This is a genomic window from Streptomyces sp. NPDC001513, from assembly GCF_042894695.1.
In the GTDB taxonomy this organism is placed as follows: domain Bacteria; phylum Actinomycetota; class Actinomycetes; order Streptomycetales; family Streptomycetaceae; genus Streptomyces.
Genome location: NZ_JBIAVU010000024.1, coordinates 54,109 through 72,355, shown reverse-complemented (window position 1 = coordinate 72,355; position 18,247 = coordinate 54,109). Strand labels below are relative to the sequence as shown.

Sequence of the window (18,247 nt, the reverse complement as noted above, 5' to 3'; positions counted from 1 at the left end):
AGGCGGCCGGCCGTACCGGCTGAAGTCCGACGGGGGGCGGGGCGATGCTGCGGGTGCACTTCACGGCCGAGGACCTGCTCAACGTCACCTTCGTGGGCGAGCCGCTGCCGATGGTGGAGCTGGCCATGGCGCTGGTCGCCTGGCAGCGCACCGACGAACCGGCGGTTTTCGGCCGCTGGCGGGGCAGGGTCGGCCGCGAGCTGCCCGGCCGGGTGCGCCCCCTGCTGGACCTGCTGCGCCCGGACGGTGACAACCCCCAGTTCGTCGAGCCGTACACGGCCACGCTGGAGGAGGGGCTCACCGCCGTACGGGAGGCCGCGCCGGCGCTGACCGGCGCGCAGCTCGCCCGCGCCGCGGCCCGGGCGCCCGGGCCGGATTCCTGGCTGCGGGCGCTGTGGGGCCGGGACCGGGAGGCGTGGGACCAGCTGGGCGGGGCGCTCAGGGCCGGCCACGAGGTCGTGGTGGCCCCGCACTGGGCCCGGATCCGGCAGTCCTTCCAGGCGGACGTCGCCTGGCGCACGCGGCTGCTGGCCACCCACGGGATCAAGGCGTGCCTGGCGAGTACGGACCCGCGGGCCGCGTGGTCGGGCACCGTCCTGGAGGTCGACCGGCCGCCGCACTACGAGGTCCGGCTCGGCGGGCGCGGGCTGCTGCTGATGCCCTCGCCGTTCTGGACCGGGCGTCCGCTGGTCGCGCAGGGCCCGGGCGGGCCGCAGGGGCCGCCCGTGCTGATGTACCCGGCGCTGACCCCGCTGCCCCTGGTCGGCGCCGGGCCCGCGGAGGGCGCACTGGACGCCCTGCTGGGCCGCACCCGGGCGGCCGTGCTCCAGCAGCTGGTGCGGCAGCGCACGACGAGCGAACTGGCCCGGGACCTCGACATCAGCCTGCCCTCGGTCTCCGAGCACACCCGCACCCTGCGCGCGGCCGGGCTGATCACCACCGAGCGGGACGGCAGGGCGGTGCTGCACTCGGTGACGGGCCTGGGCGTGGACCTGCTGCGCAGCGGCGGCTGACGCACCCTTCGGCCCTGCCCGAAACCATCGCGGCCGTGGCCGGGGCTCCCGAGTATCGGTGCTGCGGGGGACGCCCGCTCCTACGGACAGGGAGACTGCGATGTCACGTACGTCGTTTCGCATGAAGCTCGCGGCTGTGGCGGCCACGGGGGTGATGGCGCTGGGTACGGGGGTCCTGGCGGCGTCGCCCGCGCAGGCCGCCGGCTGCGGTGTGAGCGGGGGGACGCTGTACTGCGGCAACACCCCGAACGTCGACATGTACCGGTGGGCGGGCTTCGACGCGCCGTACGCGGACACGCTGAAGACCAACCCGAGCCAGTTCGACTGCTGGACCACGGGTGACTGGCACGGCGGCAACAACAACACCTGGTACGGCGCCCGCGGGGACGTGCGGGGCGCGTTCGGGTTCGTTCCGGCTCAGGTCGTGAACACGTCCTCGGCCTTCGACGCGCACCCGGACTGGTACGGGCTCGACCACTGCTGACCTGCGCCTGAGCACACGGTGGCCCCGGGGGGAATTCCCTCGGGGCCGCTCCTGTTCCGTGGGGTGTGGCAGAAAGTTCGAGTTTCAACTAAACTCGACGCAGAAGGAGGTCCTGACCATGCCCGCAGTGACTGTTGAGAACCCGTTGACCCTCCCGCGCGTGGCCGAGCCGCAGGCCGCCGTCCCGCGCAAGGTGCTGGCCGTCGTCTCCGCGCCCGGTGGGTTCGAGGGCGAGGGATTCCCGGTGCGCCGCGCCTTCGCCGGTATCAACTACCAGTACCTCGACCCGTTCATCATGATGGACCAGATGGGTGAGGTGGAGTACGCGCCGGGAGAGCCCAAGGGCACCCCCTGGCACCCCCACCGCGGCTTCGAGACCGTCACGTACCTGATCGACGGAACCTTCGTCCACCAGGACAGCAACGGCGGCGGCGGAGTCATCAACGGCGGCGACACGCAGTGGATGACCGCCGGATCGGGCCTCCTGCACATCGAGGCCCCGCCGGAGTCCCTCGTCGTGTCGGGCGGGCTGTTCCACGGCCTCCAGCTGTGGGTGAACCTCCCGGCCTCCGACAAGATGATGCCCCCGCGCTACCAGGACATCGGCGGCGGCCAGGTCCAGCTGCTGACCACCCCGGACGGCGGCTCCCTGCTGCGCGTGATCGCCGGTGAGCTCGACGGCCACCAGGGCCCGGGCATCACCCACACCCCGATCACGATGATCCACGCGACCGTCTCGCCGGGCGCGCAGATCACCCTGCCGTGGCGCGAGGACTTCAACGCCCTGGCGTACGTCATGGCCGGGCGCGGGTCCGTCGGCGAGGACCGCCGGCCCGTGCAGACCGGGCAGACGGCCGTCTTCGGCGAGGGCGGCTCGCTCACGGTGCGGGCGGACGAGTCCCAGGACTCCAACGCCCCCGACCTGGAGATCGTGCTCCTCGGCGGCCGTCCGATCCGGGAGCCGATGGCGCACTACGGTCCGTTCGTCATGAACAGCCAGCACGAACTCCAGCAGGCCTTCGACGACTTCCAGGCCGGCCGGCTGGGCCGCATCCCCACCACCGCGCGCACCGGACTCGGCCACCGCGGCGCCGGCGACGCGGAGGACTGACCGGCTCCGACGGGCTCCCGGCCGGGAGCCCGTCGCGCCCTACGCGGCGTCCGCCGGGTCCGCGGGACCGGGCGGCGCCGTCCCGGCCCCGGCGTCGGCCCCGGCGTCGGCGTACCGGGCCCGCAGCTCCGAGACCACCCCGAAGAGGGCCGCGGTCACCGGCACCGCCAGCAGCATCCCCAGGATCCCGGCCACGCTCGCCCCGGCGGTGATGGCCAGCATCACGACGGCCGGATGCATCTGCACCGTGCGGCTCTGCACCACGGGCTGCAGCACGTACCCCTCGATCATCTGGACCACCAGCACCAGGCCCAGCGCCCACAGGCCGATGATCCAGCCCCGGTCGGCGAAGGCGACGAGCACCGCCACCGCACCCGAGAGGAACGCGCCCAGGTACGGGATGTAGGCGGTCACGAAGACCAGCGCGGCCAGCCCCAGCGCACCCGGCACGTCGAGGACCAGCAGACCCGCGCCGATCAGCACCGCGTCGACCAGGGCCACGAAGGTGGTCCCGCGCATGAAGCCCTCGACCGCCTCGAAGGCGCGCCGGCCCATGGCCTCCATCAGATCGCCCGAGCGGCTCGGCACCAGCGAGCGCAGCGTGCCCACCGCACGGTGGGAGTCGCGCAGGAAGAAGAAGATCAGCACCAGCGCCAGCAGCGCCATCGCGATCACCGAGCCGACCACGCTCAGGCCGGCGACCACGCCCGAGGCGGCCGTGCCGCCGAACTTCTCCAACAGCTCCTTGGAGTTCTCGGTGATGTCCTCCACGGAGGTCCCCACCGCGCCGAAGTGCTCGGCGAGCGTCCGGCCGGCCCGCCGCAGCGCGTCGACGATCTCGTCGCCCGTCTCCACGAGCGCGAGGACGACCACGTACGTGGCCCCGCCGGCGAAGCCGACCACCGCGAGGCAGGTCAGGGCCGCCGCGAGGGAGCGGTTCATCCCCATGCGGATCAGGCGCCGGTGCATCGGCCCGAGCAGGGCCGTGCCGAGCACGGCCAGCAGGACCGGCGTGACGGCGGTCTGGAAGACCACGCACAGCCAGATGGCGACGGCCAGGACCGCCGTGACGACCAGGACGACCCCGCACCAGGCGGCGAGCCGCCGAACGGGCTCCGGCAGAAGGGGTACGGGGGGATTGGGCACGCTTTATCCAATCACGGCCCGCCCCGCCCGCCCGGGGCTCACAGCGCCTGGTCGGGGCCCGTCTTCGACTGCTCGTGCAGCTCGAACCAGATCGACTTGCCCTCGCCCTGCGGGTCCACGCCCCAGGTGTCGGCGAGCATCTCCATCAGCAGCACCCCGCGGCCGCTGGAGGACATCTCGCCCGGGTGCCGCTTGTGCGGGAGCTCGTCGCTCCCGTCCGCGACCTCCACGCGCAGCCGGCGCGCGCCCAGTTCGCCCACCGCCTCCGCCACCAGCAGCGCGTCGCCGTCCGTGTGCAGCAGTACGTTCGTCACCATCTCGGAGACCATCAGCTCCGCCGAGTCCACCTGGTCGGCGTCGGCCCAGTCGTGCAGCAGCTCGCGGACCTGGCGGCGGGCGCCCGCGATCCGTTCCGGTTCGTCCTGGGCCACCGTCAGCACCGTGCGGCGCGCCGGGCGGGCCGGGTGCGCCGGCGGGGTGCCGCAGTCGCAGCCGTGGCCCTCGCCCTCGCGGCACAGTAGCACCACGGCTATGTCGTCCTCGCGGCGGTCGGCCAGCGGACCCGTCGTGTGGTGCGAGGACGGCCCGTGCACGGCCTGGACCAGCAGGTCGGCCAGCCGTTCGAGGTGCGGGGGCTCGAAGCGTCCGGCGGCCGGGGACTCCGGCCCGGGCGCGCCGACGGCCCCGTGGGTGTCGGACTCCAGGACCGCGCGCAGCCGCGCCCAACCCGTGTCCAGGTCGTGCCCGCCGGTCTCGATGAGCCCGTCGGTGCACAGCATCATCGTCTCGCCGGGTTCCAGGGTGAACCGGGTGGTGGGGTAGTCGGTGTCGGGGACGATCCCGAGGGGGAGCCCGCCCGCGGTGGGGCGCATCAGGACGGTGCCGTCCGTCATCCGGATCGCGGGGTCGGGGTGGCCGGCGCGGGCCACCTCCAGCATCCCGGTCTTCGGGTCGCACTCCACGTACAGGCAGGTCGCGAACCGCGGGCTCTGGAAGTCCGCGTCCACCTCGGCGGCCGCTCCCGGGCCGGTGCCGCCGCCCGCGCCCGCGGCCTCGTACGGATCGGACTCCTGCGTGGCGCACAGCCCGGCCAGGAAGCGGGAGGCGCGGGAGAGCACCGCGTCCGGCCGGTGGCCCTCGGACGCGTACGCCCGTACGGCGATCCGCAGCTGGCCCATCAGTCCGGCCGCCCGGACGTCGTGGCCCTGCACGTCGCCGATGACCAGCGCGAACCGGCCCGAGGGCAGCGGGATCATGTCGTACCAGTCGCCGCCCACCTGGAGCCCGCCGCCGGTCGGGACGTACCGCGCGGCGATCTGCATGCCGGGGATCTCGGGGCCGAGCTGCGGCATCATCGACCGCTGCAGGCCGGTGGTGAGCTCCCGCTCGGATTCGGCCACTCCGGCGCGCTGGAGCGCCTGGGCCAGCATCCGGGCCACGGTCGTCAGGACGGACCGCTCGTCGGGCGAGAACGACGCCGGGTGCTTGAACGCGGCCATCCAGGCGCCCATGGTCCGCCCGGCGACGGTCAGCGGCAGGAAGGCCCAGGACACCCGGTCGAAGCGCTGGGCGAGCGGCCAGGTGGCCGGGAACCGCCGTTTGTAGTCCTCCGGCGTCGACAGGTAGATCGCCCGGCCGGTACGGGCGACCTCCGCGGCCGGGTAGTCCGTCTCCAGCAGCATGTCCGTGAAGGGTTCCTCGTCCCCCGGATCGTGCCCGTGGTGCCCGATGATCGACAGCCGGTCCCCGGCCACGCCGAAGACGGCCAGCCCGTCCGGGCTGAAGCCCGGCATGGACAGCGAGGCCGCGACGCGCAGCACCTCGGCCGTGGACCGGGCCTCCGCCAGCGCTCGCCCCGCGTCCAGCAGGAAGGCCTCGCGGGAGCGCCGCCAGTCGCCCGTGATGGGGGTGTGGGCGGCCGTGGTGCCGGGCTGCGGCTCGGCGATCTCCTGGATGGTGCCGATCAGCTCGTAGTCCACGCGCCCGTCGGCGGAGCGGCTCTCCAGCGGTTTGGAGCGGCTGCGCACGGTCCGCAGGACCCGCCCGTCCACGTCCATGATCCGCAGCCGGGCCTCGGCGAGGGTGCCCTCGGCGACCGCCAGGTTCACGATCCCGTTGATCTCGTTCCAGTCCACCGGGTGGAAACGGGACCGTACGGAGACCTCCGGCAGCACCACGGGCTCGGCGGGCAGCCCGAGGAGCCGGGCGGCCTCACCGTCGAGGGTGACCGTTCCGGAGGCGTTGTCCCACCGCCACAGGCCCGTCGCGATGGCGGCCAGGACGTCCTCGGTGCGCACCCGGCCATCTTTACAGGTCATATCCGTCAAGTGCCTGTCAGGAGGGAGCGCCGGGCGCATTTGCGCAGGCTGGAGGGAGTGCCCGACCCGTCACCCTCCCGGACGGTAACCTTGGGACGGTTGAATCCACCCTGGTATCGCGTAGAACTGGATGACTGATGCATCGGTACAGGTCCCACACCTGCGGCGAGCTCCGCGCTTCTGACGTCGCCGCCGACGTCCGACTGAGCGGCTGGCTGCACAACCGTCGAGACCTGGGCGGCATCCTCTTCATCGATCTGCGGGACCACTACGGCATCACGCAGCTCGTCGCCCGGCCGGGCACGGCGGCGAACGAGGCGCTGAGCAGCGTCACCAAGGAGACCGTCGTCCGCATCGACGGCAAGGTCGTCTCCCGCGGCGCCGACAACGTCAACCCGGAGCTGCCGACCGGCGAGATCGAGATCGAGGTCTCCGAGGTCGAGGTGCTCGGCGCCTCCGCCCCGCTGCCGTTCACGATCAACACCGACGACGGTGTGAACGAGGAGCGGCGCCTGGAGTACCGCTTCCTCGACCTGCGCCGCGAGCGCATGCACCGCAACATCATGCTGCGCTCGGCCGTCGTCGCGTCGATCCGCTCCAAGATGGTGGCCCTCGGCTTCAACGAGATGGCGACGCCGATCCTCACCGCGACCTCCCCCGAGGGCGCCCGTGACTTCGTCGTGCCGTCCCGCCTGAACCCGGGCAAGTTCTACGCCCTGCCGCAGGCCCCGCAGCAGTTCAAGCAGCTGCTGATGATCTCCGGCTTCGACCGCTACTTCCAGATCGCGCCCTGCTTCCGCGACGAGGACGCCCGCGCCGACCGCTCGCCGGGCGAGTTCTACCAGCTCGACGTGGAGATGTCCTTCGTCGAGCAGGAGGACGTCTTCCAGCCGATCGAGCGCCTGATGACCCAGCTCTTCACCGAGTTCGGCAACGGCCGCGAGGTCACCTCGCCGTTCCCGCGGATCCCGTTCCGCGAGTCGATGCTGAAGTACGGCAACGACAAGCCCGACCTGCGCGCCAAGCTGGAGCTCGTCGACATCACCGACGTGTTCGAGGGCTCGGAGTTCAAGGCGTTCGCCGGCAAGCACGTCCGCGCGCTGGCCGTCCCGGACACCGCCGCGCAGCCGCGCAAGTTCTTCGACGGCCTCGGCGAGTACGCGATCTCGCTGGGCGCCAAGGGCCTCGCCTGGGTCCGCGTCGGCGAGGACGGTGCCCTGACCGGCCCGATCGCCAAGTTCCTCACCGAGGAGAACGTCAAGGTCCTCACCGAGCGCCTGGGCCTGGCCCCCGGCCACGCGGTGTTCTTCGGCGCGGGCGACTTCGACGAGGTCTCCAAGATCATGTCCGGCGTTCGCGTCGAGGCGGCCAAGCGCGCGGGCCAGTTCGAGGAGAACGTCTTCCGCTTCTGCTGGATCGTCGACTTCCCGATGTACGAGAAGGACGAGGAGACCGGCAAGATCGACTTCTCGCACAACCCCTTCTCCATGCCGCAGGGCGGCATGAAGGACCTGGAGGAGAAGGACCCGCTCGACATCCTGGCGTGGCAGTACGACATCGTCTGCAACGGCATCGAGCTGTCCTCCGGCGCCATCCGCAACCACGAGCCCGAGGTCATGCTGAAGGCCTTCGAGATCGCGGGCTACGAGGCGGAGACCGTCGAGCGCGAGTTCGCCGGCATGCTGCGCGCGTTCCGCCTCGGCGCCCCGCCGCACGGTGGCATCGCCCCGGGCGTGGACCGCATCGTGATGCTGCTCGCCGACGAGCCGAACATCCGCGAGACCATCGCCTTCCCGCTGAACGGCAACGCGCAGGACCTGATGATGGGCGCGCCGACGGTCCTGGAGGAGGCCCGTCTGCGCGAGCTGAACATCGCGCTGCGCAAGCCGGTCGAGACGAAGGCGGCGGACGCCAAGCCGATCGCGGAGGCCGTCCACCCGGACGCCGCGCGCTGATCGCGGCCGCTGCCGCTGCCGCTGCCGCTGTCGCCGTGATGTGACGAAGGGCCCGGGATCCACTGGATCCCGGGCCCTTCGTCGTGTTCCGGTTAGAACCGCTCCAGGATGCCCTTGAGGAGGGCGGCGGAGGTGAGTTCGGCGGGGGCCGGGCCGGCGTGGAAGAAGCCGGCGTTCTCGGCGTCCAGCTTGCGCAGGAAGTCGAAGGCCTTGTTGTCGTGCTCGCCGAACGCGACGAACTGCCAGTGGATGCCGGGCGCGGTGGCGGCGGCGTCGGTGATCGCCTGACGGGCGGGCTGACGGTTGTCGGGAGCGCCGTCGGTCTGGAAGACGACCAGGGCCGGGCCCTCGCCGCCGTCCTTCTGGTAGCGCTCGACGACGGCCTCGACGGCCACGTGGTAGCTGGTGCGGCCCATCCGGCCGAGCTCGGCGTGGCGGGCCTCGACCCAGGACGCGTCGTGGGTGTCGAGGGCCAGGTCGGCGGTGCCGTCCAGCTCCGTGGAGAAGAACACGGTGTGCACGGTCGCCTCGTCGTCGAGGTGCGCGGCGAGGGCGAGGGCGTGGTCGGCGAGGTACTGCGCGCTGCCGTCCTTGTAGAAGCCGCGCATCGACCCGGACCGGTCCAGGACGAGGTACACCTTGGCCCGCGCCCCGGCCTTCCCCTTCCCGCGGAGCACCTGGCCGGCGGCCTTGTAGGCGCCGGCGATCTCGGGCGCCCGACGCCGGACGACGGCGGGCGCGTGCGCGGCCGTCTGGGTGGCCCCCTCGACCTCGTCCGCCTCCGGCGCGGGTACGTCGGCCTCAGCGGCCACCGGCTCCGCCTCGGGCTGCTCCGCCTCCGGGGCGGTGGCCTCGGCTGCCGCCGGCTCCGCCTCGGGCTCGGTCGCCTCGGCCGCCGCCGGCTCGTCCTGTGCCTGCGGCGCGGTCTCGGGCTCCGCCGGGACCTCGGCCTCTGCCGGCTCCGCCTCCGGCGCGACTACGTCGGCCTCTGCCGCCACCGGCTCGGCCTCGGGCTGCTCCGCAGCGGCGGGGGCGTCCGCCTCCGGCGCGACCTCGGCCAGGGGCTGTGCCTCCGGCTCTGCGACGGCCTCGGCGGCGGCCGGCTCGGGCTCCGCAACGGCCGGGGCGGCCGCCTCCGGCTCCGCGGGAGCGGTGGTGGTGGCCTCGGCGGCAGCCGGCTCGGGCTGCTCCGCAGCCGCGGGGGCGGCCGCCTCCGGCTCAGCGGCCTCGGCGATCTGCGGCTCCGGCTCGGCCGCCGGGGCGGCTTCCGCTTCCGCTTCGGGCGCGGTGACGTCCGCTTCGGCAGCCGGCGGCTCGGCTTCTGCCTCTGCCTCCGGCTCCGCGACGGCCGCCGCGGCAGTCGGCTCGGGCTCCGCAGGAGCCGGGGCCTTGGGCTGGTCCGCTGCGGGCGGGGTGGATTCCGGGCCGGGCGTCGCCGCAGGCGGGGCGGCAGGCGACGGGGCGCGGCGGGCTTCCGGGACCGTGGGGTCCGCGGCCGGGGCGGGGGCCGTGAGGACCGTCCCGGGCTCGCGGTCCCGCGGAGCGGACTGAGGAGGAACAGTGGGGTTGTCGAAGGACGCCGCCACCAGATCTGCGGCCACGTCCAGGGGGGTACGTTCCGCCTGGTTGGGGACAGCGGCCGAGGGGGCGTCCGTAGTGTCCGGAACGGGTTCTTCAGTCCGTCCGAACACCTTGCGCAACAAGCTCCGAATACCCATGGGCCAGGCCTTTCGCATGAGTGCGTGCGTCATTTGTCCGTGCTGCGCGGTTGATCCCTGCCCAGAGTGGACACGTAAGGTTATCGGCCGCCCGGCTGGATCTTCGGCAGGGTCGCCTTTCGTGGCGTCCGGCTTCCACACACGCCCACACCGCGCTCGAACTGCCGCTCCGACGTGCCGGGTTCACCGACCGTTCATCCCCGCGCCGCCGCTTCGGCGCAACCCGGGCCTAGCGTCACGGCTGGATTGTTCCGACACGTTGTCGGCGCCCACGCAGCTACTCGGAGGACACTCGTGCGCAAGCTTCTGCCGCTCATCGGCAACCCGCATGGGAGCGGCCGGTCCGCTCTCACCTGTCGCTACCGCTGTGGCGACGCCTGCTTCCACGAGGTGCCGAACACCAGCGACAACGAGTACGCGGGCGACGTCATAGCCCGCGCGTACTCCCGCCGCTCGATGCTGCGTTCCGCCGCCGTCGTGACGGTCGCCACCGCCGCTGGCTCCGCCGTGGCCCTCAGCGGCCCGGGGCAGACCGCCAACGCCACCCCGTCCGGTGAGGCCGCGGCCGCCGGCGCCGGCAAGGGCGGCGAGGCCGCCCGCGGCCTGCGCTTCAAGGCCGTCGCGCCCAACACCGACGACAAGGTCACCATCCCCGAGGGCCACGAGCAGAACGTGGTCATCCGCTGGGGCGAGCCGATCATCAAGGGCGCTCCGGGCTTCAACCCCGACAAGCAGACCGCCGCCGCGCAGGCCGGTCAGTTCGGCTACAACAACGACTTCCTGAGCCTCCTCCCGCTCGGCGGCGACTACGAGCGCCAGCAGCTGCTCGTGGCCAACCACGAGTACACGGACGAGATCCTCATGTTCAAGGGCTACGACCCGGCCAAGCCGACCCGCGAGCAGGTCGAGATCGCCTGGGCCGCGCACGGCCTGTCCGTGGTCGTCGTCCAGGAGGACCACCGCAGCGGCAAGCTGACCGCGGTCACCCGCCACCAGCTCAACCGTCGCCTGACCGCCACCAGCGAGTTCAAGCTGACCGGTCCGGCCGCGGGCAGCGCCCTGCTGAAGACCTCCGTCGACGCCACCGGCACCAAGGTGCTCGGCACCCTCAACAACTGCGCCGGCGGCACCACCCCGTGGGGCACCACCCTCCACGGCGAGGAGAACTTCAACCAGTACTTCGGCAACGCCGGCCAGGTCACCGACCCGACCGCCGCCGCCCGCCTGAAGCGCTACGGCGTGACCGCCGGCGCCACCGAGCGCAAGTGGGAGCTCTTCGACAAGCGCTTCGACGTGGCGCAGGAGCCCAACGAGTCGCACCGCTTCGGCTGGGTCGTCGAGCTGGACCCGTACGACCCGCACTCCGTCCCGCGCAAGCGCACCGCGCTGGGCCGCTTCAAGCACGAGGCCGCGCAGCCCCGCCTGACCGAGGACGGCCGCCCGGTCGTCTACATGGGCGACGACGAGCGCTTCGACTACTTCTACAAGTTCGTCTCGTCGAAGCAGATGAAGAAGGGCAACTCGCGCGCGGCGAAGGAGCACAACCTCACGCTGCTCGACGAGGGCACCCTCTACGTCGCCAAGCTCACCGGCGACTCCCCGGCCGCCGAGTTCGACGGCACCGGCAAGCTCCCCTCCGACGGCGAGTTCGACGGCTCCGGCGTCTGGATCAAGCTGGCCACCGGCAACGTCTCGCACGTCGAGGGCATGACCGCCGAGGAGGTCTACGTCTTCACGCGCCAGGCCGCCGACAAGGTGGGCGCCACCAAGATGGACCGCCCCGAGGACGTCGAGCCGTCCCCGCGCACCGGCCGCGTCTACATCGCGCTGACCAACAACACCGACCGGGGCAAGCCGGGCAAGGAAGGCGCGACCGAGCCCAACCCGCGCAACCTGAACAAGCACGGCCAGATCCTGGAGCTCGCCGAGAACTTCGACGACCCGGCCGGCGACGGATTCGCCTGGCGGCTCTTCCTGGTCGCCGGTGACCCGAACGACCCGGCGACGTACTTCGCGGGCTTCCCGAAGGACAAGGTCAGCCCGATCTCCTGCCCGGACAACGTGGCCTTCGACCCGCACGGCAACCTGTGGATCTCCACGGACGGCAACCAGCTCGGCTCCCACGACGGCCTGTTCGGCGTCGCGACGGCCGGCGACCGCCGTGGTGAGCTGAAGCAGTTCCTGACCGTCCCGCGCGGCGCCGAGACCTGCGGCCCGCTCATCCAGGACAAGCGCGTCCTGGTCTCCGTCCAGCACCCGGGCGAGATCGACGGCGCGTCCGTCGAGAAGCCGCAGTCGGTGTGGCCCGACGGTCCCGGCAAGATCGTCCGCCCGGCTGTCGTCTCGGTCTGGCGCAAGGACGGCAAGAACATCGGCGTCTGATCCGGTGGTTGGGCGGATGTTCCACGTGAGCCGTGTTCCACGTGAGCCGTGTTTCACGTGAAACGTCCGCCCGGTCCGGTCAACTGCCGTCCGGCAGCCTCCCGACCGGAAGCGCGAGGGTCGTCAGCGCGCCCCCGTCGGGCGCGTTGGCGAAGCTCAGCGTGATCTCCAGGACCGCCGCCTGTCCCGCCACGATCGTGAGCCCCAGCCCGTGGCCGCGCCCGCGGCCCGGGTCTCCGGTCCGGAACCGCTGGGGGCCCTGCTCGATCAGCTCGGGCGGGTAGCCGGGCCCGTGGTCGCGAACCGTCACCACCGGGCCCTCCACGGTCACCTCGACCGGCGGCCGGCCGTGCCTGTGGGCGTTGGCCAGCAGGTTGGCGAGGATCCGGTCCAGCCGTCGCCGGTCGGTGAGGACCACGGCGTCCCGGACCACCCGCACCGTGGCGGTCGGCCCGGCCCCGGCGACGGCCCGCTCCACGGCCCGGCCGAGTTCCACGCGGGCCAGATCGGCCCTTTCCACGCCCGAGTCCAGCCGGGAGATCTCCAGCAGGTCCTCGGTCAGCAGGTGCAGGGCCTTCAGCCGGTCGTTGATCATCTCCTTGGGGCGGCCCTCGGGCAGCAGCGCCGCCGCGGCCAGCGAGCCGGTGAGCGGGGTCCGCAGCTCGTGTGCGACGTCCGCCGTGAAGCGCTTCTCCGCCTCCAGCCGGTCCTGGAGCGAGCCGGCCATCGAGTCCAGCGCCTGCGCCACGTCCCGTACCTCGTCCCGGTCCCGGGAGCGGCGGCCCTGCCGCCGGTCGTCCGCGCGGGAGGGGAAGCCCACCCGGGCGTCCAGGTCCCCGGCGCTGATCCTGCGGGCCACGGCGGCGGTGGTCGAGAGCCGCCGGCTGATCCGGTCGGCGAGGAAGAGGCCGGCCAGCGCCACCACACCGGCGGCGAGGGCGGCGGAGGCGAGGATCGCGGTGTCGATGTCCCGCAGTCGGCTGCGGGTGCTCTGGAACGGGATCCAGACGGCGAGCGCCTGTCGGTCGGCGGGTGCGGCGGCCCACATGACGGGCTTGCCGTCGTACGTGCCGACGATGCTGCCGGTGTCGCCGCGGGCGACGAGTTCCCGCAGCAGCCGGGGGAGCTGGGGCGGGTCGAGGGCGATGTTCACGTCGCCGTGCGTGGTGCCGTACTCGTAGTGGCTGAGGGCGTGCTCCAGGGCTGTGTCGGCGTCCTTGCGGACCGCGCCGACGATCTGCTCGGCGACCACGTTGTGCACCAGGATCCCCAGCACGGCGGCGACCATGCAGCACACCATCGTGGTGGTCAGGGCGATCTTCCAGCGGAGGCTGCTCAGCGCGTGCATCGCTGCCCGCCCGGGCTGAGCGGGACACCGGTGAGGGACGGGCAGTCGTCGAGGGTGAGCTGGGAGAGGTTCATGATCCCGGCCTTCGGGTCCCACACGTAGTCGGAGACGGCGACGTACCTGGGGTTCGACGTCGGTTCGCGGACCGCGAGGTGTTCGGCGGCCACCTCCACCCCCTCCAGCACCGCCCGCCGGGACAGGATCCGGGCGATGCTCCCGTCGTCCCGGACCGTGTAGACGCGCAGCTCGCTGAGCCGGCCGTCGATGTCCAGTGCGGTGATCAGCTCCTCCCGGCCATTGCCCGTCAGGTCGTGCAGGACGGCGGGGCGCACCGGGCAGTCGGGGCCGCCGTCCACAGCCTGTGTGCAGAGCGCGAGCCGCTGGACGGCCCGGGGGTCGACGAGCCGGCCGGTCCCGCCGTCCTGTGCGGTGGCGGAGGTGATGTCGGCGCGTACGACGCCCAGCGCGTTCACCCCGCGCATGCTGAGGCCCGCCGCCTTGGGGAGTCCGGGCACCACGGCGGCCGTGCCCGGTTTCTGGTCCGGCTCCGGTGGGCCGGGGCGGATGTCCTTCCACAGGCTCAGCGGTGCGTGCACCGTGCCGAGGTCGCCCTCGTTCTTCAGTCCCTCCACATCGGCGCACCCCGCCATGAGGACGGCGAGGACGATCACGGCCGGGGCGCGGTGCATGTTCCGATGCTCTCCCGCCGGGCGGTTCCCGGCCCGGACTCAGGACCATCCGGGGGACCGGGGGGTCAGGGCTCCGGCTGGGCGATGGCGCGGGCCGCCGCGACCTCCTGGTGGACGGGGCCCAGGACGCTCGACGTCCCGCCCGGGGGCTCAGCCTCGACGCGTTCCGGGGTGGTGCTGCTGCGGACCCGCTCGGCCAGTTCGCGCAGCCGGGAGGCGATCTCCTCGACCTCGTGCGCGTCGGGCGGCGCCGCGCCGTGGTTGACGCGGACCCGCGCGGCGGTGGTCGCGTCCACGATCCGCTCGACGGCGACGACCAGCGGCCACCAGGCGGCGGCCCGCGCCCCCGTCGGCGGCGGCTCGGTCAGCGCCCGCTGGAACTCGCTGCGCACGCCCGACAGGTCGCGGTAGATGCGCCGCCGGGCCTGGAGGCGGGCGGTGCGCGCCGCCGCGTGCGCGGCCGCGTCCGGGAGCGGGGCGAAGGCCCGTTCCACGTAGCGGGCGGCGTCGTCCACGGTGTCGGCGAGCCGGTCCCCGATCCGGGTGTGCCAGCTCTCGGGCCAGAGCAGGTATCCCGCGACGAGGGTGATGGCGCAGCCGATCAGGCTGTCCAGCAGCCGGGGGCGGATCAGGTCGAAGCCCTGGTGGTTGAGGAGGTCGGAGAGCAGCAGGATCACCGGGGTGATCGCGGCGGTCTGGAAGGCGTACCCCTTGACGGAGAAGGCGGGGATCAGCGCGGCGAGCACCATGATCACCGGTACGTCCCACCAGCCGCGCGGCACCTCGGCGAGCACGGCGGCCGCGATGACGAGCCCGCCCGCAGTGCCGACGGCGCGCAGCACGGCCCGGGAGAACACCGAGCCGAAGTCGGGCTTGAGGACGAAGGTGACGGTCAGCGCGACCCAGTAGGAGCGCTCGACCTCGATCACCGAGACGAGCGACTGGGCGAGCCCGATGCACAGGGCGAGCCGCAGCCCGTACCGCCAGGAGGCCTCGGAGAACATCATGTCGCGCACCGCCCGCCGGGCCCGCACGCGCAGGGCGGCGGGCCGGCCGAGGCGGTCGTCCACGTTGTGCAGGTCCGGTTCGGCGAGGTACACGATCTTCGCGGCATGGCGCAGGGCCGCGTCGACGGCCCGTTCGGCCGGGGTGTGGGCGGCGGGCAGTTCCAGTACGGGGGTTCCGGTGCGGCCCTCCTCGATGGCGTCGGCCAGGTCCCGTACGGCCGCCGGGATCTCGGGCGGCAGCGGCCTGCCGCGCAGGTGTGCCGCGGGCGCGGCCTCCACCAGCGGGATCACCACGTTGAGCTGGGCCAGCATCCGCACGAGCGAGGGGCTGCGCCCGTGCACGCGGGCCCGGCGGCCGAGCACGAGGTCGTAGGCGTGGTTGATGGCCTGGGTGACCTGTTGGCGGCGTTCGTCGTAGAGGGTGCCGGGGCCGCCGGCGGCCTCCAGGGCGGTGGCCAGCGCCCGGTAGGTGTCGGCCACGGCGGCGCGCTCCGGTTGTCGGCCGCGCAGCGGCCAGCCCAGCAGGCTCAGCGCGAGTACGAACAGTCCGCCCGCGCCCAGCAGCAGCGGGGCCGTCCACCAGGGCTCGGGGAGCGGGAGTCCGGCGCCGATGACGGCGTTGAGCAGGAGCAGCAGCCCGGACACGGAGGCGACGGTGCCGATGGAGGAGATCATCCCGGAGACCAGGGCGATCAGGGTGAGGGCGCCGACGGCCAGCCAGCCGTGCCCGTAGACCAGGGTGCCCAGGGCCACGCCGACGGCGCCGAAGAGCTGCGGGACGGCGATGTTCAGGACCCGCATCCGGTAGGCGTCGGCGGTGTCGCCGATGACTCCGGCGAGGGCGCCCATGGAGGCGAGCGCCCCGTATTCGGGTTCGTCCAGGGCGAAGCCGATGGCGAGCGGGACGGCCAGGGCGACCGCGGCGCGTGCCACGGCGGCCCAGGGGATCGGGGCGGAACTGGGCTTCAGCCCGTTGAGCAGCCAGGCGGGGGGAGCGAGCGGATGGTGCCGGGCTCGCCGCGACGATATGTGTTCGGTGCGTTCGGTGCTCATCCCGCTTCCGTGCCGCCGCTCGCGAATCGGTTCTTCTGGGTTCTTCTGCGTCGTTCTGCGCTTGTTGGTACCTTCCGAGCTTATGGGGTGCGGCGCAGTCGGCCCATCACCCATGCGGCCAGTGCGGCGGTGAGCCCGATCACCAGCACCACCCAGGCGGTGGTGCGCAGGAACGCGGTGAGGGCGTCGTACACGGCTCCGGCGGCGGGCCGGTCGATGTCGGCGGGCAGGTCGTCCAGGGTGAGCCGGCGGCACACCTCCACCGTGAGCCACAGCAGCCCCGCCCCGACCGCGAGCCCGAGTCCGGTGGCCATCACGGCGCGCCTGCGGTGGACGGCGACCGCGATGGCGGCCGCGGCCAGGACCAGGGTCAGCACGGGCAGCCAGACGCCGGCGATCTGCAGCATGTGGAACCCCTCCCGGAGGGCGGCGAGGTTGTCGTACTCCATGACCTTCACGGAGAGGTGCGTCACCGGGATGCGGTCGGCGAAGGGCACGCCGCCCTCGACGAGTTCGCCCTTGACCTGGGCTATGACGGGCGCGAGGTCGATGGTGAGGGCGTCGCCGTGGCCGGTGGTGAGCGCGTTGAGGAAGGCGGCGTGGGCGGCGCGGTTGGCCGCGTCCCAGGCCGTCTGGTAGGCGGGGGTGCCGGCGAAGGAGTGCAGGGCCTCGCCCAGCAGCGCGTCCACGCCCATCTGGAAGGGGCCCGCGTCGATCTGCCCGGCGAGGGCGCGGGTGACCTGGGTGACGACGACTTCCTGGACGGCGGGGTTCGCGGCGAGGGGGGACATGGCGGCGGTGTAGCGGTCGGCGTTGCCGAGCTCGCGGTCCGCCCAGTACGCGACGGCGCTCGCGGGCACCAGGAGGGCCACGAGCGCGATCAGTACCGCCGACAGGATGGTGCGCACGTCACCAGGGAATGCGGGCGCGGGCCGGGGCGCGAGCGGTGTTGCTGCGGTTGGGGGGTGGACCGTCCGGCGGTGCGGCGCCCTTGCCTTCGATATTCTGGACATCTAGTATCCAGGATATGAAGATGAGCGAGGGCGTCGAGTGGGCGCTGCACAGCTGCGTCAACCTGGCCTGGAGCGGCCCGGACCGGGCCGTCTCGGCGGCACGGCTGGCCGCGTGGCACGACCTGCCCGCCGCCTACCTCAACAAGCAGCTGCAGGCGCTGGCCCGGGCGGGCATCGTCACCTCCGCCCCCGGCCCCCGGGGCGGCTTCAAGCTGGCCCGCCCGCTCGCCGCCATCTCGCTCATGGACGTGGTCGCCGCCGTCGAGGGGCCGGAGGAGGCCTTCCGGTGCGCGGAGATCCGGCAGCAGGGGCCGGGCGCCGGCGCCCCGGCGGCCGATGCCGCCGACTGCGCCATCGCACACGCCATGACCCGCGCCGAACTGGCCTGGCGCAGGGCGCTGGCCGCCCAGAACCTCGACGAGATCCGGCAGCAGGCCGAACGGCAGGCCCCCGGGGCCCCGGCCCGGCTCCGCGCCTGGCTCGCCGCGCAATAGCGACAGCGCGCCGCGGCCACCGCGGCGCACCGCACGTTCGGAAACGGAAACGGAAACAGGGAGCTCGGCATGACGCGCAGCATCATCAACCCGGCAGGACTCCACACCCCGACCGACTACGGCTACAGCCACATCGTCTCCGCCCCCGGCGAGCAGGTGTTCATAGCCGGCCAGTACGGCTCCGACGAGAGCGGCCACGTCGTCTCCGAGGACTTCGCCGACCAGGTCGAGCGGGCCTTCGCCAACCTCCGGACCGCCCTTGAGGCCGTCGGCCTCGGCCCCGCCGACGTCGTCCGCATCGGCACCTACATCGTCGGCCACGACCAGCGGAAGCTGGAGGTGCTCCTCAAGGAGCTGCACGCCACCTGGGGCACCGAGCTGCCCGCCCAGACCCTGATCGGGGTGGCCGCGCTGGCCCTGCCCGGCATGCTCTTCGAGATCGACGCCGTCGCGGTGCGCACGCCCTGACCGTTGATCCACTTGCCGGTCCGCGGTGGCGGGTGTGCCCTGGATGAT

The 18,247-nt window shown here is 73.0% G+C and carries 14 protein-coding genes; 7 read left to right on the top strand and 7 right to left on the bottom strand.

The features are described 5' to 3' along the window. Window positions 1–44: 44 nt before the first annotated feature. The 3 genes from ACFYZ4_RS38175 (at window position 45) to ACFYZ4_RS38165 (ending at window position 2,608) form a co-directional block, all read left to right on the top strand. Window positions 45–1,013 (top strand): DUF5937 family protein, encoded by a 969-nt coding sequence (locus tag ACFYZ4_RS38175; RefSeq protein ID WP_390786163.1) that lies wholly within the window; start codon window positions 45–47, stop codon window positions 1,011–1,013. Window positions 1,014–1,134: 121 nt separating this feature from the next. Beyond that, window positions 1,135–1,497: a hypothetical protein gene (locus tag ACFYZ4_RS38170; protein WP_390786162.1), complete on the top strand. Its 363-nt coding sequence runs from the start codon at window positions 1,135–1,137 to the stop codon at window positions 1,495–1,497. A 118-nt stretch (window positions 1,498–1,615) separates the two neighbouring features. Beyond that, window positions 1,616–2,608: a pirin family protein gene (locus ACFYZ4_RS38165; RefSeq protein ID WP_351289838.1), complete on the top strand. Its 993-nt coding sequence runs from the start codon at window positions 1,616–1,618 to the stop codon at window positions 2,606–2,608. 39 nt (window positions 2,609–2,647) lie between these two features. Here ACFYZ4_RS38165 and ACFYZ4_RS38160 read toward each other — a convergent pair whose 3' ends face one another. Beyond that, entirely contained in the window at window positions 2,648–3,754 is a 1,107-nt protein-coding gene (locus tag ACFYZ4_RS38160) for an AI-2E family transporter (RefSeq protein ID WP_390786161.1), read from the bottom strand. Window positions 3,755–3,792: 38 nt separating this feature from the next. Continuing rightward, window positions 3,793–6,051: a SpoIIE family protein phosphatase gene (locus ACFYZ4_RS38155; RefSeq protein WP_384346377.1), complete on the bottom strand. Its 2,259-nt coding sequence runs from the start codon at window positions 6,049–6,051 to the stop codon at window positions 3,793–3,795. A 158-nt stretch (window positions 6,052–6,209) separates the two neighbouring features. On the opposite strand from ACFYZ4_RS38155, the gene aspS reads away from it, so the two are divergent. Beyond that, the gene (gene aspS / locus ACFYZ4_RS38150) at window positions 6,210–8,027 is read left to right on the top strand and encodes an aspartate--tRNA ligase (RefSeq protein ID WP_351289832.1); all 1,818 of its coding nucleotides are present in this window, start codon (window positions 6,210–6,212) and stop codon (window positions 8,025–8,027) included. Window positions 8,028–8,119: 92 nt separating this feature from the next. On the opposite strand, the gene ACFYZ4_RS38145 is transcribed toward aspS, so the two are convergent. After that, the gene (locus ACFYZ4_RS38145) at window positions 8,120–9,628 is read right to left on the bottom strand and encodes a VWA domain-containing protein (RefSeq protein ID WP_390786160.1); all 1,509 of its coding nucleotides are present in this window, start codon (window positions 9,626–9,628) and stop codon (window positions 8,120–8,122) included. Between the two features lie 411 nt (window positions 9,629–10,039). Here ACFYZ4_RS38145 and ACFYZ4_RS38140 point away from each other — a divergent pair, with 411 nt between their 5' ends. Continuing rightward, window positions 10,040–12,127, top strand: coding sequence for a PhoX family phosphatase (locus ACFYZ4_RS38140; protein WP_351289828.1), 2,088 nt, complete (start codon window positions 10,040–10,042; stop codon window positions 12,125–12,127). A 79-nt stretch (window positions 12,128–12,206) separates the two neighbouring features. Here the strand turns inward: ACFYZ4_RS38140 and ACFYZ4_RS38135 are convergent, their stop codons facing one another. From ACFYZ4_RS38135 to ACFYZ4_RS38120, 4 genes are all read right to left on the bottom strand, one after another. After that, window positions 12,207–13,475 carry a HAMP domain-containing sensor histidine kinase gene (locus ACFYZ4_RS38135; protein WP_351289826.1) on the bottom strand — a complete coding sequence of 423 codons (1,269 nt, stop codon included), beginning with the start codon at window positions 13,473–13,475 and terminating at the stop codon, window positions 12,207–12,209. Then, on the bottom strand, window positions 13,463–14,164 hold the full coding sequence (locus ACFYZ4_RS38130) for a hypothetical protein (RefSeq protein ID WP_390786159.1): 702 nt from the start codon (window positions 14,162–14,164) through the stop codon (window positions 13,463–13,465). Before ACFYZ4_RS38130 ends, ACFYZ4_RS38135 begins: the two co-directional genes overlap by 13 nt. A 65-nt stretch (window positions 14,165–14,229) precedes the next feature. Beyond that, the gene (locus ACFYZ4_RS38125; protein ID WP_390786158.1) at window positions 14,230–16,224 is read right to left on the bottom strand and encodes an FUSC family protein; all 1,995 of its coding nucleotides are present in this window, start codon (window positions 16,222–16,224) and stop codon (window positions 14,230–14,232) included. Between the two features lie 80 nt (window positions 16,225–16,304). Then, window positions 16,305–17,132, bottom strand: coding sequence for a hypothetical protein (locus tag ACFYZ4_RS38120; protein ID WP_351289820.1), 828 nt, complete (start codon window positions 17,130–17,132; stop codon window positions 16,305–16,307). Window positions 17,133–17,257: 125 nt separating this feature from the next. Here ACFYZ4_RS38120 and ACFYZ4_RS38115 point away from each other — a divergent pair, with 125 nt between their 5' ends. Both ACFYZ4_RS38115 and ACFYZ4_RS38110 read left to right on the top strand, forming a co-directional pair. Continuing rightward, window positions 17,258–17,731: an Rrf2 family transcriptional regulator gene (locus tag ACFYZ4_RS38115; RefSeq protein WP_351289940.1), complete on the top strand. Its 474-nt coding sequence runs from the start codon at window positions 17,258–17,260 to the stop codon at window positions 17,729–17,731. A 69-nt stretch (window positions 17,732–17,800) separates the two neighbouring features. Beyond that, a complete protein-coding gene (locus tag ACFYZ4_RS38110) occupies window positions 17,801–18,199 on the top strand; it encodes a RidA family protein (protein ID WP_351289818.1) in 399 nt (132 codons plus the stop codon). Window positions 18,200–18,247 lie beyond the last annotated feature (48 nt).

What these genes read in the sequence shown, in the direction of transcription:
- ACFYZ4_RS38175 (WP_390786163.1), top strand. Translation starts at nt 45, where the DNA reads ATGCTGCGGGTGCACTTCACGGCCGAGGACCTGCTCAACGTCACCTTC.
- ACFYZ4_RS38170 (WP_390786162.1), top strand. Translation starts at nt 1,135, where the DNA reads ATGAAGCTCGCGGCTGTGGCGGCCACGGGGGTGATGGCGCTGGGTACG.
- ACFYZ4_RS38165 (WP_351289838.1), top strand. Translation starts at nt 1,616, where the DNA reads ATGCCCGCAGTGACTGTTGAGAACCCGTTGACCCTCCCGCGCGTGGCC.
- aspS (WP_351289832.1), top strand. Translation starts at nt 6,210, where the DNA reads ATGCATCGGTACAGGTCCCACACCTGCGGCGAGCTCCGCGCTTCTGAC.
- ACFYZ4_RS38135 (WP_351289826.1), bottom strand. Translation starts at nt 13,475, where the DNA reads ATGCACGCGCTGAGCAGCCTCCGCTGGAAGATCGCCCTGACCACCACG.
- ACFYZ4_RS38130 (WP_390786159.1), bottom strand. Translation starts at nt 14,164, where the DNA reads ATGCACCGCGCCCCGGCCGTGATCGTCCTCGCCGTCCTCATGGCGGGG.
- ACFYZ4_RS38125 (WP_390786158.1), bottom strand. Translation starts at nt 16,224, where the DNA reads ATGAGCACCGAACGCACCGAACACATATCGTCGCGGCGAGCCCGGCAC.
- ACFYZ4_RS38115 (WP_351289940.1), top strand. Translation starts at nt 17,258, where the DNA reads ATGAGCGAGGGCGTCGAGTGGGCGCTGCACAGCTGCGTCAACCTGGCC.
- ACFYZ4_RS38110 (WP_351289818.1), top strand. Translation starts at nt 17,801, where the DNA reads ATGACGCGCAGCATCATCAACCCGGCAGGACTCCACACCCCGACCGAC.